Raw genomic sequence first — 13,002 nt, 5'->3', positions numbered from 1 at the left:
TTCAATTTTCATGGTTAAATATCGACACCTATTTAAAGTTAAATCTTTGAAATATGGTCGGTTGACTGCTGGTGTCCGGCCTTACGCCGCTCAATGTTCTGGACGCGCGAAAAACCTGCCCGTCCAATTCCGGGAGAGGAGATCGCAATAGCGACAATTTGCATTGCTCTTAGCTCTCATCAAGGCATTAATCCGAACCGATCGAGAAGAAGTCCAGTACCGACTGATGTCTTGTTCTCCAGCAGATTGCGTCATAGGATGTGATAATGTCTCATCACAAACTTGCACCAGCTAATCCCGCTAATGCCCCCAGCGGTCGATTTTTCCCCCACATCGGTATCGAAGCAGGGATGCGCGTGCTGGATGTGGGTTGCGGCAACGGTGACCTCAGCCGTGTAATGGCCTCGCTCGTAGGCTTGGAAGGCGAAGTCATTGGCATCGATAGCAGCGAAGAAGCCCTAGCCATGGCGCGCGCCGTTCAGCCCACTTCGAAAAGCGCTCAGGTCCGCTATCAGACTGCCGATCTAAGCAGCGAGTTACCCGATCTAGGTCAATTCGACGCCATCGTTGGCCGGCGGGTGCTGATGTACCTCCCCGATGCCGCTGCAACGCTGACGCAGCTTGCACGACTGGCAAAAGCTGGCACGATCCTGGCGTTCCAAGAACATTCGCGCGCTGATCTGCCGGCAGGCGCAAACGATCTCCCAGTACACCGGCAGTGCTACCGTATGGTGTGGGATACAGTCACGGCCGAGGGCGGCGACACCACTCTTGGGTATCGCTTGGCCGGCCTGATGCAAGCCGCCGGATTCGCGATCGATCAGGCGCGGAGCGAGGGCGTGCTAATCCAGCCGTGGGAGGAATCGTTTCTGCCGACACTAGCGCGGGTCATGCTGCCACGCATGATCGAACAAGGCCTAACAACCGAAGACGAGTTCGATCTGGATTCACTCGCACAGCGAGTTGATGACGAGCGCCGGACTGCCAAGGGCACAATTTTCTGGGATCTTGCTTTTCTAGTCTCGGGTCGGTTCGGCTGAAGGCGGAGAAAAAACTCAGCGGACAAAACCAAAGCGGACCTTTGCCGTCAGTTCGAGAATGACCATACCATCCCAAAGCGAGGCGTTACCCAGCGTCCCGTCTGCTCGGAAGCCCCAACTGGCATACGGCGAGGGCTGGCTACCGTCTGTGAATATTATGGGCCGTCCTAGATCCAGTTTCCCCAACATCATCGATGCTGCGGCTGGAGCGCCGCCCCAGACTGATCAGTGGCGACCTGACCGGCGCCGCCCCGCGAACGGCAGGATTGTCACACTTCTACGCGCTTTAGGCTGAGGCCGCACCGAAGTTCAGCCATTCTAAAGCGAAGGTGGAAATGACGACTGTTCCTGGAACCTGCCGCTCGCAGTCCATACCAGGAGTCCGGTGACGCTGATGACACCGCCGGCCATGCACACACCGGCCCAGCCCCAGAGGCTGTACATGAGGGGCGCTATAGCGGCCCCTGTCGCGCTGCCGAGTGAATAGAGCACCATGTACGCGGCGATCGCGCGGCCGGCGGCATCGGGATGACGATCGACGATGAGTGTCTGGCTGGTAACATGCACGGCCTGAACCGCCAGATCGAGGAGCACGATACCGGCGACGAGCCACCACAAGGACAAGGGCAACATGGCGATGATGCCCCAGGCGAAGCAGAGCAGCAGGAGAGAAGCTCCAGTTACACGCCTCGCATGACCCAAATCGGTGAGGCGACCGGCGCCGCGGGCACCGATCGCGCCTGCTATGCCGACCAATCCGAACAGGCCGACCTGCGTATGTGACAACCCCGAACCGGGAGCCGTCAGCGGCAGAACCAGGGCAGTCCAGAATGTGCTGAAGGCTGCAAAGATGAAGAAGGCAAATGCAGCGCGAAGCCTCAATGTGTGGTCGCCGACGAAAAGCCGCGGCAATGATCGCAGTACCTCGCCGTAGCGGTGTTTGCCTGATTGCCTGTCATCTGGAGGCAGCATCCAATTCAGCGCCAGCGCCGCGATCGCGCTGGCTGCAGCGGCCAGCAAATATACCGCGCGCCAGCCGAGAAGATCGCCGACGCTGCCCGAGATCACCCGTGCAGCCAATATTCCCACGACGACCCCACTCGTGACTTTCCCTAAAACGATGCCGCGTTCCTGCGGCGGTGCGAGTGCTCCGGCGTAGGCCACCAGCGTCTGAACCGTCACGGCCAGCGCGCCGACCATCGAAAGTGACGCGAGCAAGACGGCCGGTGTCGGAGCACATGCGACGGCAACAAGCGCCACAACGGAAAGCCCACTCTGACCCAGGATCAGTCGTCTTCGATCCATGATGTCAGTGAGTGGCACCAGAAAAATGAGACCGATGGCATAGCCAATCTGCGCCAGGGTAACCGCCAATCCGATCTCTGCAGGACGGAAATCAAGGCTCTTGCCGATCAGGTCGAGCAGCGGATGCGCGATATAGACGTTGGCCACCGCGAGACCGGCTGCAAACGCCATGACAGTGGTCGTCCTGCTTGAGAGCGGGGATAGCCTTTCAGAGGCCACGAGAATTCCAGAGGTTGTCATGGTCTTATATCAAGACCAGATAAGGGCTTCGATCCAGTTCGAAATCCGGACCACATCTGCAGGACCTTGCCCTTGGTGAAGCGCGTCAGCCTCTCTCATGCCCCATGCCCCGTGGCTCGCGCGCTGGATGTCATCGGCGATTGGTGGTCGCTGCTGATTATCCGCGATGCACTGGAGGGCGTCCGCCGCTTCAGTGCGTTTCAATCCAGCCTTGGTATCGCCAAAGGCATGCTGGCCACCCGTCTGCGGGCATTGATAGAGCGCGGCATCATGACGCAGGCGCCCGCATCCGATGGGAGCGCTTACAGGGACTATGTGCTCACCCCGAAAGGCCAGGCGCTCCATCTGGTGATCGCGGCCCTGCGGCAATGGGGTGAGGAAGAACTCTACGAAACTGACGAAGCCCATTCTGTTCTCGTAGACAAGCACGACTCTTTACCTGTCGCTCCGCTTATATTGCGCAGCGCCGATGGTCGCATGCTCGACTGGAGCGACACGCAGGTTCAGCGCGTAGGAGACTTATCAGGTTGCTGAATGACCATTCCCGACAAAAGCAGCCGAACAGGGCCTTGAAAGCGGCCGAGGGTTTTCGTCGGTTGGGATAATAGAAGCACAAAGGCGCCAGCGGTGGTGTCCAGTCTTCCAAGACCCGAACAAGGCGCCCTGCCGAGATGGCAGTACTGCAAACAGGACATGATCGGCTGAGTACTCTCCGCCCTTCTTACTCGACCGACAGTTCGCCGTTGCTCCTTCGGCGCGGCTTGAGTTCGCTGACGATCACACCGGCTATGATGAAGGCGGCACCGAGGATCGCCAGCGGGGCGAGCCTGTCGCCCCCGATCCGGCCGATGACGCCGGCCCAGACAGGCTCGCTGGCGTAGATGATCGTGGCGCGCGTGGGCGATACGGATTTCTGTGCCCAATTCATCGTCAGCTGGATCAGAGCACTTGCGATGCCCAAGCCGATTCCGGCGACCAGCCAGACCCAGGAGAACGCCGGAACGCCCTCACCCACAATGGGCATCGTCGCGAAGGAGAGCAGTCCGCCTACGAGCAGCTGCACGACGGTGATCCTGGAACTGACCACTTCCGACGCGAACCGCCCAATCAGGAGTATCTCAGCGGCGATCGCTGCGGCGCTGAGGAGCGTGGCGATTTCGCCGCGTCCGAGCCCGAGCTGCCATGCATCCGGGCCAGCAAGGAAGACCAGACCGACGAATGCAAGTGCGATACCGGCCCATGTCAGCGCGCGCGGCGGTCGACGCACCACCAGCCATTGGATGAGTGGCACCATCGGCACATAGAGCGCCGTCAGGAAAGCCGATGTACTGCTGCTGATCGATTGCAAACCATATGTCTGCAATCCGTAGCCCAGGAAGATGGTTACGCCGACGGCCGACCCGGCCACCAGCTCCTTCTTCGTGATGCCGCGGAGCGCGCGGCGGAACGCGACCATCGTAAGCAGGCCTGCCACGACAAAGCGGAGACCGACGAAGAACAACGGGCCGGAGTGTCCAACAGCCAGATGCACGATCAGAAACGTCGCCCCCCACATCAGGGTTATCCCGATAAGCGCAGCCTCTTCGCGGCTGAAAAAGGGTTTGTGCGTGGTGGATTTGTGCAACATACTGCGCATCTATGAGCAATATACTGCGCAGTCAATCCGATCGTTCCGACGTGCTTTCCCACGTCTCGGATAATCTCAAGCGGCTCCGCCGATTGGCAGGCCTTAGCCAGGCGGCACTCGCGGAGGCGTCAGGCGTAAGCCGCCGGATGATCGTCAATCTGGAGGGGGGCGATACCAATGTCAGCCTGTCCAGCCTGGACAGGCTGGCCTGGGCGCTCGGCGTCGACTTCGTGGCGATGGTTGCCGATCCGCAGGTCAGTGCCGAGCGAATTGAAGCATTGACCTGGAGGGGAAGTGACGATGCCAGCAGGGCAGTGCTCCTCGGCAGCGTCCCTGCTGCAGCATCGGCTCAGCTTTGGTCCTGGTCACTCGGGATTGGCGAAAGATATGTTGCCGAACCGGACCCGGCAGGCTGGCACGAGATGATCTTCGTATCTGCAGGACGACTTCGAATCGACAAGGCTGACGGGGCAGTCACCATCGATGCGCAGGACTTCGCCATCTACAGCAGCGCGCAGCCGTTTTCCTACACGAACGCGGGCGACGAAATCGTAAGGTTCACGCGCGTCGTCGTCTGTTGAGCATGAACGAGCGGCCAATGCGAGTCATTCCCGTCTCATCGAGCGGTCTGGCGGCCGGGCAAGAGTTTCTGTCCGGCCAGCTTGACGAGAGCAGGTTTCCTCTGCGCTTGACCTATCGTCATCGTTCCTTCTTCGGGAGCTTCGATCGATCACGACGGTCGCGGATATCGATAGGAGCCGAGCGATAGGACTTTCCTATGACCGCGATACAGGAATGACGCCTTCTATGCGGAAATGACTGCATTTATCTTACCGACAACAGATCGATGAGAGGATGCAGTCATGACTATCAGTCTCCTGCCGGACAATCCGGGAGCCTGGACTTATCGCCGTTTCGAGGATCTTTACGCGATCCCGCGCGAAGAACGCGAGACGTTGCAACTCGAAGCCGTCCGGATCAATTTCGCAAAGCTGCGCAACCGCATCCCGGCCCTGAAGAAGCTGGCTGACCGCCAGGGCGTGGAGGCGATCGATAAGCTGGAAGACGTCTTGCCGGTCTGCTTCGACCACCGCGTCCTCAAGAACTATCCGATCCAGATCATCGAGAACCGCGATTTCGCCAAGCTGACCGGTTGGCTCGACAAGCTGGCCGCGCATGACCTCACTCGTGTGGACCTCGCGGGTGTCACCACGATCGAGCAGTGGCTGCGGAGGCTCGAAGCTTATGGCATGCTCGTCACTTATTCCAGCGGGACCACCGGCAAACTGTCGTTCGTGCCCCGTTCCTACGATGAACTCGGGCCGTGGAAGTATCATTTCTTCAGCGTCAATCGCGCGTCGAGCGGCGTGGACCCCTGGACGACCAAGCTGCCGACGTTCTTCCCCAGCTATCGCGGCGGCTATCAGACGATGCTCAAGATGATGAGCCTGTTCAATGTCGAGATGGCAGGCGGCGAGGAGCACTACCACACGCTCTACGACACGCATATTCCGGCCGATCTCATGGCCCTTTCCGGCCGCCTGCAAGCGGCGGAGGACAAGGGTGAGGTGATGAACCTCGGCCTCGACCCTGCACTGCTCGAACAACGCCAGCAGATGCTGGCCCAGGGGCGTAGCCGCGAAGGCGACATGGAAGCCTGGTTCGGCAAGCTCATTCGCGATTATCGCGGGCAGAGAGTGAAGATCGGTGGCACTTTCGCCGATCTCTACCGTGTCGCCAGAGCGGGCCTCGACAAGGGCATGACTTGTGAATTCGCGCCGGGCTCGATCCTACAGGGCGGGGGCGGCATGAAGGGCTACAAGGACGCGCCCGCCGATTGGGAGGAACAGGTGAAGACCTTCTTCGGGGTAGAGCACCTCGGCAACCAGTACGGCTTCTCCGAATGTATCGGCAATGCGCCGCTTTGCGATCACGGCTACTTCCATTTCCTGCCCTACACCGTCCCCTTGCTGATGGACGCAGCCGGCAAGGCGCTGCCGCGCGAGGGGGTGCAGAAAGGCCGGCTGGTACTCGTCGATCCCATTCCCACCTCCTACTGGGGCGGGTTCACGTCAGGCGACGAAGTGACGATGCACTGGGAGGAGGATTGCCCGTGCGGTTGGGGCGGACCACGCGCTTCTAAGGCGATCCGACGCTTCGCCGAGAACGAGGGCGGGGATGACAAGATCACCTGCGCCGGATCGCAGGCGGCTTACAACGAATTCATGGAATTCGTGGCGGGAGAGGCATGATGGAGCCGATCCTCGAAATACCCATCATTGCGCGCGGCCGGGTCATAATGCCCGGAGACGATGCCGTGCAGTTCAAGGGGCGCGGTGGCGCCGACTTCCGCCAGGCGGACCCGCACAAGCACATCCACGATCTCGTGCTGGGCGACACGGCGAAACTGCGCGATCTGCACGACACGCCGATGCTCGAGATCATCGATCTCTTCGTCGAGCTGGGCAAGCGCCTGCGACTGGTTGACAACGAACTGCTGCAACAAAGCTTCGCGCTTGCGCTGAAGGCGGGCGGTCTTGCCGAACCGATCCTGCGGGGCGTTTACGATGCGCTTCCACGCATGTTCGAGCGCGGTATGATGACCGGCCTCGTCGATAAGACGATCGGCCTCGATTATATCGACGGGTGGGTTCCCGGCAGCGGCCCCTACGGTAACGTCAGCATTCGCGCGGTCGGCACCCGTCAGTTGCACATCACCGCCGGCAACGTGCCGGTGGTTGCGGCCATGACCGTCGCCCGTGCCGGCCTCACCAAGTCCGACATACTGATCAAATCGCCATCGAACGACCCGCTGACGGCCAATGCCATCGCCCGCACGCTGATCGACCTGGCGCCCGATCATCCGGTGACGAAGCATATCGCGGTCGCCTATTGGAAAGGCGGAGACGAAATCATGGACTCGCAGATCGTCAGGACGAGCCGGATCGACAAGATCACTGCCTGGGGCGGTATGAGTTCCGTGCGCCACATCCAGAAGTTCCTCCAGCCGGGCATCGATCTCACCGCGCTCAATCCGAAGTACTCGATGTCGATGATCGGCCGCGACACTTTCGCCAGCGAAGCGGCCATGGACGAGGCGGCGATAGGTCTCGCCACGCTGGCTGGCTTCTATAACCAGACTGCATGCGCGAACACGCGGTTGGTCTATGTCGAAAGCGACACCGATGACGCCTCGCTGGAGCGCGTCGCCGAACTCGGCCGACGTATGGTCGCTGCCTATGGGCTGTTACCACCGCTGCTCTCCGTGCCGTTCACCACGCCGAACCGGGAGCTTGAAGCCGAGATGGCAGCCGTCGCACTTGAGGACGATTTCTACCATGTCGAGGGCGACACGCTGAACGGCGGCTTCGTCGTCTCCAAATTCAACGACCGGGTCGAATTCTTCGACAAGCTGAACAACCGCGTGGTCAATTTCGTGCCGGTCCAGAACCTGACGAAGGTCCTGAAATGGTGCGACGACACCACTCAGACCGTTGGCATCTATCCCGAGAGCATTCGTCCCCGCATCCTCGATGCCTTCGCGCTGGCCGGCATCCAGCGCCTCGTCTCGCTCGCGGGCGGCGATCCGATGACAGTCTACGCCAATTCTCACCACATGCCGCCGGGCCCCCGCACGACGGCATCGAACCGATGCGGCGATCTGTTCGCTGGGTCGTCGACATGCGTCCCGCCGATCAGGGCGCCGCGCTTGAAATCGCTGCCGACTAACCAAACCGGATGGAAACCGCGCATCTCAAGGCCTTTCTGAAGATCTCCGAATACGGCTCGATCACGCGGGCCGCGGAGTCCCTGGGCATTGCCCAGCCTTCGCTCAGCCAGCAGTTGCCGAGACTTGAGGACGAACTGGGCTTCAGTCTGTTCGATCGGTCTGCGCGGGGCATGGTTCTTACCGAGGCCGGCCACATTTTCCGGGAACGGGCGCGCCACATTCTCCAAGCCGCTGATGAGGCGATTGCAGACGGGCGGCACTTACGCGGAGACCTTCGCGGCCAGGTTGTCCTCGCCATGCCGCCGTCCATGGGCCGGCTGATTGCCGTCCCGCTGATCGCGGCGCTGGGCGAACAATCGGCCGCTGCCAGCGTGAGAATCGTCGATGCCTATAGCGGCGCCATCCGGGGATGGCTGGAGACCGGCAAGATCGATCTCGGGATACTCTACGAAAGTCAGAGCATGCGGCATCTTTCGACCCGGCGGCTGTGCCGAGAGACGTTGTTCGTCGTGGGCAAACCGGGCATCCTGGCACTTCACGGAGTCCACCATGGCGCCGACCCCCATGAAAGCTCCATGACTTACGAGGCGCTTTCCCGCTTGCCGTTGGTCCTTCCCGGCATGCAGCACGGTTTGCGGCAACTTCTCGATCGGGAAAGCAGTCACCACGGCATCGATCTGCCCGTACGGCAGCAAGTCGATTCGCTCGAAATCACGCTGGCCCTGCTGGAGAGCGGCGCGATGTGCAGCGTACTGCCCTGGTCGGCGATCGGTGACAAGGTCGCCTCCGGGGCCCTGAGCGCGGCTCGCGTCGGCGCGCATGCACTGGCCCGCACAATGGTCATCGCCCGTAATCCATCGATCGTACTCACCCATGCTTCGGTGCGGATCGAGATGTTGTTGCGGCAACTTCTGGCATCGATGGCGAGCGATGGCTCCTGGTCGGGCCAGGCCATCGAAGAATGACGAGCGAGGTTAGAACCTGATGACGAGCATACCTCTGTCCGGGAAGGTGGCCCTGGTTACTGGCGCAGGCCGGGGCATTGGAAAGCAGATCGCACTTCGGTTTGCCGCCGCGGGCGCGAGCATCATCGTCCATTTCAGCGGCAGCGAAGCCGGCGCCGCCGCGACGGTGGATGAGATCGTCGCAGCCGGGGGCAAGGCAATCCGCGTGCGCGCCGACATCAGCAAGCGGAGCGAAGTCGAGCAGCTTTTCGGTGCGATAGACCAGCACTTTGACCGCCTCGACATCGTGGTGAACAGCGCGGGCGTCAGCGGTGGCGGGAGTCTTGCCGATCTCGACGAGGAGCAACTCGAATGGATGCTCGGCGTCAACTTGCGCGGCCCGCTCTACATTGCCGCGGAAGCGGCAAGCCGGCTGCGCGACGGCGGGCGCATCATAAACCTCTCCTCCAGCCTCGGTGAATTTCCGATGGCGGGCGCAGGCATCTATTCGGCGACGAAAGTGGCTATCAAGAGCTTCACCGAAAGCTGGGCCAAGGAGCTTGGCCGGCGGGGCGTGACGGTCAACACGGTCATTCCCGGCGCCACGGCTCCGGGCATGATGGACCGAGCACCGCAGGAAACCCGTGCCTTTTTTGAGCAAGCCTCCCCGTTCGGACGTATCGGCACAGCGGGCGAAGTCGCAGCGGTGGTGGCGTTTCTCGCCTCACCGGAGGCAAGCTGGGTATCAGGCGCACATATCCTCGCGAATGGCGCAGCCAGCACATGACGACTTTCGTCCTCGTGCACGGCGGCGGCCACGGCGGATGGTGCTGGGCTCCGGTCAGGCGCGGGCTGCAGAACGCCGGCCACGAGGTTTTTGCGCCGACACTCACCGGATTGGCGGACCGCAGCCATCTGCTGTCCCCGGGGCTGGGTCTCGGGACTCATATCACTGACATTGCCGCTTTGCTCAGGTTCGAAGACCTGTATGACGTTGTTCTGGTCGGTCACAGCTACGGCGGCATGGTTGTCACCGGCGCCGCAGATCGCGAAGCGCATCGGATAGAGCGGCTCGTCTACCTCGACGCAGCGATCCCTCAAGATGGTGAAGCGCTGATCGATGTATCGCCCGGCCTATTGCTATTGGCCGGGACCACTCGCATGGTCGATGGCGTTGAACTGGGACTTTGGCCCGACGCGGCAGCGGGGGAGATATACGGGCTCGGCACTTGTCCGCTCAAGGATTGGGCCTTGGAACGCCTTACACCGCATCCTTGGAAAACCGTTACCGACAAGCTGATCCTGAACGATCCGGCCCGCCTCGCTCAAATTCCCCGGACGATCGTAAACTGCCCAACATCATTGGCCAATCGGCCGGAAGCGCTACGCCACCGCTGGCTGTAAGCTAAAACGGTATTGTCGCTCGACACGGGTCATGACGTCATGCTGACGGCGCCGCAGAGCGTGATAGATATCCTGCTTAAAGCCGGATAACGCGCCCGATACATCGTTCTATTTCCCTGGATCACCAGGTTTCTGATCCCCGTACGAGCGAAAATCGAGCCTTGGGATGGGCGGTTTGGGTGTTAGAATGGCTTTGCTCAAAGCCTGGTCGCTCATACGGGAACGCTTCAGGTGGTGAGCGCCCTTTTCAGAAAGCTGACGTGACGCCGAACTCGGCGACGACGCGTCGATAGTCGTAGATTTCGATGGTGGAGCGGTTGCGCTCCCACTTGAGACGGACCAGCGGCGCGAAACTGCCCAGGTGAAGCGCGCGCAAGGTCGCGGCAATGCTCGCGCTGTAGCGATTTTCGATGCGCCGCTCAGGATAGAGAAACAGGCGCTCGTCCGCTTCGAGATGACTATAGCCAAGCGTACCGACCAGCGTGGTGCGCCCCAGTTCCCGGAAAAGATAAGCCGAGCTTCCACCCATCGCCAGCGAGTACCGTCAGCCGGGCCTCGCTGGTGGTGGTCGCCGCTAGGTGGTGCAAGTCGATCTGCCGGTCGAGGGCGTGGCTGTCATCCTGGCCGTCGATCCCTTCATGCACACGTATCGCTGAGTTACCCATCAGTTGCCAACGCCATCGCCGCGTCCGTGATCACGCAGTGGAAGGGCGAACCGGCCTCCCCGGCCCCTGTCCTGCCGGAAGACATCCGCATTGCGCGGCCTTCGATGAGGCGTGCTTAAATCGCAATTGATGCGGGTGACCGAAGTGGGCAGGCTGGGCGGAGCGTGATGACCGACAAGCCTGATCCTCGCCGGCCTCGGCCCCATACCAGGACGATCGTCCGAAGAGCCGCGCGACGTCTCGAGCTGCGCTCTTTCGGCCTGCTCCCAGAGCTCTTCAACCATGTCGAAGGCCTGCGTGCCGCCGTCGCCGTCGCGCTCCCCCTCGTGCTGGCCGTGGCGACCGGACGCGCCGGGTTGGGGTGGGCCGTCTTCGCGGCGTTCTGGACATGCCTTTGCGACAGTCCCGGACCGGACACCCAGCGCCGCCGCCTGCTGGCTATCTTCGTGGGCTGCGGCACCGTCATTTCCTTCGCCGGTTCATGGATCGCCTCGTTCGCGCCCATGGCAGGCATGATCGCGGGGCCGACCATCGTTTTCTGCGCGGTCCTGTGGTCGGCACGTATCCGGTTCGGTGGACTGCTCGGTACGCTGCTCGCGGTCGTCGGCGTGGTGGCAGTCGGTTTCCCGCATCCACCGGCGCAGGCCGCGGTACAAGCCGCCGCCTTCCTCGGTGGCGCGGTCTGGGCCTATCTGCTGATCAATGCAATATGGCGGATCGACGCCGCCCTGCCGCTTTCCCGGGCATCGGACGCCGTCGTCGTGCGCCTGCTCGACATGGCCGAAAGCCTCGTGCAGCTGGGAGACGCGCAGCACCGCGACGATCGCTGGCACCGCGAACATGCCGAACACCGACGCGCGGTACGGCTCGCCATCGAGCGTTTCCGCAGCATGCTGGAACGCTATGGCGAAGACCCTTCCGCCACCGCCCGGTTCGAGCAGGCCTGCGAAGCCTGCGAGACGCTGTTCGGCGCCTTGATCGCGCTGGACCAGGCCTACATCATCAGGGCCGGATCGATCGAGGAGCGCGCCGCCGTCGCCCATGCCTGCAAGACGACACTGCTGGCCTGGGCCCTCTGTTCCCGCTCCGGCGGACGTCGGCGCGACCCGCTCGATTGGGCCGCGGGCCGGCTGCGGCGTCTTCAGGGCCAACTCACCGATGACCTGTTCATCGGCTGTCTGCGGGCATTCGAGAGCGCACTGGAAGGATTGGCCTGTCGCCAATCCGGATCCCCCCTACAGGGCAAGGCTGGGCAGGCACGGCCCCTCCCTGGAGCTTCCCCGGTCGCCCTGCGCCAGGCCGTGCGGCAATCGGTAGGATTGGTCGTCGTCTATCTGTCGGCCATCGTCTTCAAGCTGGGTTACCCCTATTGGGCGGCCATGGCGCTTGTCGTGGTATTGCAGGGCGGCGCCCGGGTGACATGGGCGCGCTGCCTTGAGCGCATCCTGGGCAGCGTGCTGGGCGGGATGCTCGCATGGCTGTTGGTGACGGTAAGCAGCGCTTCACCAGTCCTCGTCATGCTGGCGGTCATCCTGGCGGGCGCGGCGATCGCCATGCGTTCGGTGAACTACACCATCTTCGTCATCTTCCTCACCATGCTTTTCGTGATCGTCGCCGAAATGCTCCAGCCCGGCGCGGGCATCGCCTCATCCCGCATGCTCGACAACGTGATCGGCAGCGTGACGGCGCTGATCGCCGTATTCACCTTGTGGCCCGATTTCGGCGCTTCTCTGAAGAACCGCATCGACGAAGGCATCGACGCCAATCGCCGCTATTTCGAGGCCGTGCGCCGGAACGAGCCGGTTGCCGAAATCGAACAGGCGCGCCGCGGGGCGGGGCTTGCCAGCGTCGAGGCCGAAATAGCCCTGCACGATGTCGGCGGCATGCTGCGCCGACTGTTCCAGTCCGGGCATGGCGGCGAACCGTTGCAGGACCTGCGAAATACCGCGGGCGAAGCCGCGATGGCATGGCACCGGCGGCTCGGCGCTCAGGTCCAGTCAACACCGATATTCGACGAAGGGCGCTTCAATCAAGTTTAGGCATAGCC

12 protein-coding genes and 1 pseudogene are annotated in these 13,002 nt (G+C 61.9%); 9 read left to right on the top strand and 4 right to left on the bottom strand.

Annotated elements, in window-relative coordinates; all coding sequences use genetic code 11:
* The first annotated feature begins 266 nt into the window (after positions 1-266).
* Positions 267-1,040, top strand: a complete 774-nt coding sequence (locus ACZ1J6_RS04000; RefSeq protein WP_431569019.1) for a methyltransferase domain-containing protein — start codon at positions 267-269, stop codon at positions 1,038-1,040.
* A 318-nt stretch (positions 1,041-1,358) separates the two neighbouring features.
* Here ACZ1J6_RS04000 and ACZ1J6_RS03995 read toward each other — a convergent pair whose 3' ends face one another.
* Positions 1,359-2,516, bottom strand: a complete 1,158-nt coding sequence (locus tag ACZ1J6_RS03995) for an MFS transporter (protein WP_431569020.1) — start codon at positions 2,514-2,516, stop codon at positions 1,359-1,361.
* 180 nt (positions 2,517-2,696) lie between these two features.
* Here ACZ1J6_RS03995 and ACZ1J6_RS03990 point away from each other — a divergent pair, with 180 nt between their 5' ends.
* Entirely contained in the window at positions 2,697-3,119 is a 423-nt protein-coding gene (locus tag ACZ1J6_RS03990; RefSeq protein ID WP_431569021.1) for a winged helix-turn-helix transcriptional regulator, read from the top strand.
* A gap of 28 nt (positions 3,120-3,147) precedes the next feature.
* Here ACZ1J6_RS03990 and ACZ1J6_RS03985 read toward each other — a convergent pair.
* Together ACZ1J6_RS03985 and ACZ1J6_RS03980 are read right to left on the bottom strand one after the other, a co-directional pair.
* A pseudogene (locus ACZ1J6_RS03985) lies at positions 3,148-3,258 on the bottom strand (LysR family transcriptional regulator); the annotation flags it as partial.
* 48 nt (positions 3,259-3,306) lie between these two features.
* Entirely contained in the window at positions 3,307-4,212 is a 906-nt protein-coding gene (locus tag ACZ1J6_RS03980) for a DMT family transporter (RefSeq protein ID WP_431569022.1), read from the bottom strand.
* 11 nt (positions 4,213-4,223) lie between these two features.
* On the opposite strand from ACZ1J6_RS03980, the gene ACZ1J6_RS03975 reads away from it, so the two are divergent.
* The 6 genes from ACZ1J6_RS03975 (at position 4,224) to ACZ1J6_RS03950 (ending at position 10,290) form a co-directional block, all read left to right on the top strand.
* Positions 4,224-4,793: a helix-turn-helix domain-containing protein gene (locus ACZ1J6_RS03975; protein WP_431569023.1), complete on the top strand. Its 570-nt coding sequence runs from the start codon at positions 4,224-4,226 to the stop codon at positions 4,791-4,793.
* A gap of 282 nt (positions 4,794-5,075) precedes the next feature.
* Positions 5,076-6,464: a hypothetical protein gene (locus ACZ1J6_RS03970; protein ID WP_431569024.1), complete on the top strand. Its 1,389-nt coding sequence runs from the start codon at positions 5,076-5,078 to the stop codon at positions 6,462-6,464.
* Positions 6,461-7,981 carry an acyl-CoA reductase gene (locus tag ACZ1J6_RS03965; protein ID WP_465127425.1) on the top strand — a complete coding sequence of 507 codons (1,521 nt, stop codon included), beginning with the start codon at positions 6,461-6,463 and terminating at the stop codon, positions 7,979-7,981. Before ACZ1J6_RS03970 ends, ACZ1J6_RS03965 begins: the two co-directional genes overlap by 4 nt.
* Positions 7,951-8,907 carry a LysR family transcriptional regulator gene (locus ACZ1J6_RS03960; RefSeq protein ID WP_431569026.1) on the top strand — a complete coding sequence of 319 codons (957 nt, stop codon included), beginning with the start codon at positions 7,951-7,953 and terminating at the stop codon, positions 8,905-8,907. Before ACZ1J6_RS03965 ends, ACZ1J6_RS03960 begins: the two co-directional genes overlap by 31 nt.
* Positions 8,908-8,926: 19 nt before the next feature.
* Complete coding sequence (locus ACZ1J6_RS03955) at positions 8,927-9,673, top strand: SDR family NAD(P)-dependent oxidoreductase (protein WP_465127424.1); 747 nt, start codon at positions 8,927-8,929, stop codon at positions 9,671-9,673.
* Positions 9,670-10,290, top strand: a complete 621-nt coding sequence (locus ACZ1J6_RS03950) for an alpha/beta hydrolase (protein ID WP_431569028.1) — start codon at positions 9,670-9,672, stop codon at positions 10,288-10,290. Before ACZ1J6_RS03955 ends, ACZ1J6_RS03950 begins: the two co-directional genes overlap by 4 nt.
* Before the next feature lie 247 nt (positions 10,291-10,537).
* Here ACZ1J6_RS03950 and ACZ1J6_RS03945 read toward each other — a convergent pair whose 3' ends face one another.
* Complete coding sequence (locus tag ACZ1J6_RS03945) at positions 10,538-10,819, bottom strand: hypothetical protein (RefSeq protein WP_431569029.1); 282 nt, start codon at positions 10,817-10,819, stop codon at positions 10,538-10,540.
* Between the two features lie 303 nt (positions 10,820-11,122).
* Here ACZ1J6_RS03945 and ACZ1J6_RS03940 point away from each other — a divergent pair, with 303 nt between their 5' ends.
* Positions 11,123-12,994 carry an FUSC family protein gene (locus ACZ1J6_RS03940; protein ID WP_431569030.1) on the top strand — a complete coding sequence of 624 codons (1,872 nt, stop codon included), beginning with the start codon at positions 11,123-11,125 and terminating at the stop codon, positions 12,992-12,994.
* Positions 12,995-13,002: the final 8 nt, after the last annotated feature.

The sequence above is a fragment of the Novosphingobium sp. BL-S-21 genome (assembly GCF_055521655.1).
The sequence above is the reverse complement of the archived record's forward strand: the minus strand, read 5'-3'. Positions and strand labels throughout refer to the sequence as shown.

Bases quoted from the DNA above. Each gene is read 5' to 3' on its own strand.
- ACZ1J6_RS03995 (WP_431569020.1), bottom strand. From the start codon at position 2,516: ATGGCGTTTGCAGCCGGTCTCGCGGTGGCCAACGTCTATATCGCGCAT.
- ACZ1J6_RS03965 (WP_465127425.1), top strand. From the start codon at position 6,461: ATGATGGAGCCGATCCTCGAAATACCCATCATTGCGCGCGGCCGGGTC.
- ACZ1J6_RS03945 (WP_431569029.1), bottom strand. From the start codon at position 10,819: ATGGGTGGAAGCTCGGCTTATCTTTTCCGGGAACTGGGGCGCACCACG.
- ACZ1J6_RS03970 (WP_431569024.1), top strand. From the start codon at position 5,076: ATGACTATCAGTCTCCTGCCGGACAATCCGGGAGCCTGGACTTATCGC.
- ACZ1J6_RS03950 (WP_431569028.1), top strand. From the start codon at position 9,670: ATGACGACTTTCGTCCTCGTGCACGGCGGCGGCCACGGCGGATGGTGC.
- ACZ1J6_RS03955 (WP_465127424.1), top strand. From the start codon at position 8,927: ATGACGAGCATACCTCTGTCCGGGAAGGTGGCCCTGGTTACTGGCGCA.
- ACZ1J6_RS03960 (WP_431569026.1), top strand. From the start codon at position 7,951: ATGGAAACCGCGCATCTCAAGGCCTTTCTGAAGATCTCCGAATACGGC.
- ACZ1J6_RS03980 (WP_431569022.1), bottom strand. From the start codon at position 4,212: ATGTTGCACAAATCCACCACGCACAAACCCTTTTTCAGCCGCGAAGAG.
- ACZ1J6_RS03940 (WP_431569030.1), top strand. From the start codon at position 11,123: ATGACCGACAAGCCTGATCCTCGCCGGCCTCGGCCCCATACCAGGACG.
- ACZ1J6_RS03975 (WP_431569023.1), top strand. From the start codon at position 4,224: ATGAGCAATATACTGCGCAGTCAATCCGATCGTTCCGACGTGCTTTCC.
- ACZ1J6_RS04000 (WP_431569019.1), top strand. From the start codon at position 267: ATGTCTCATCACAAACTTGCACCAGCTAATCCCGCTAATGCCCCCAGC.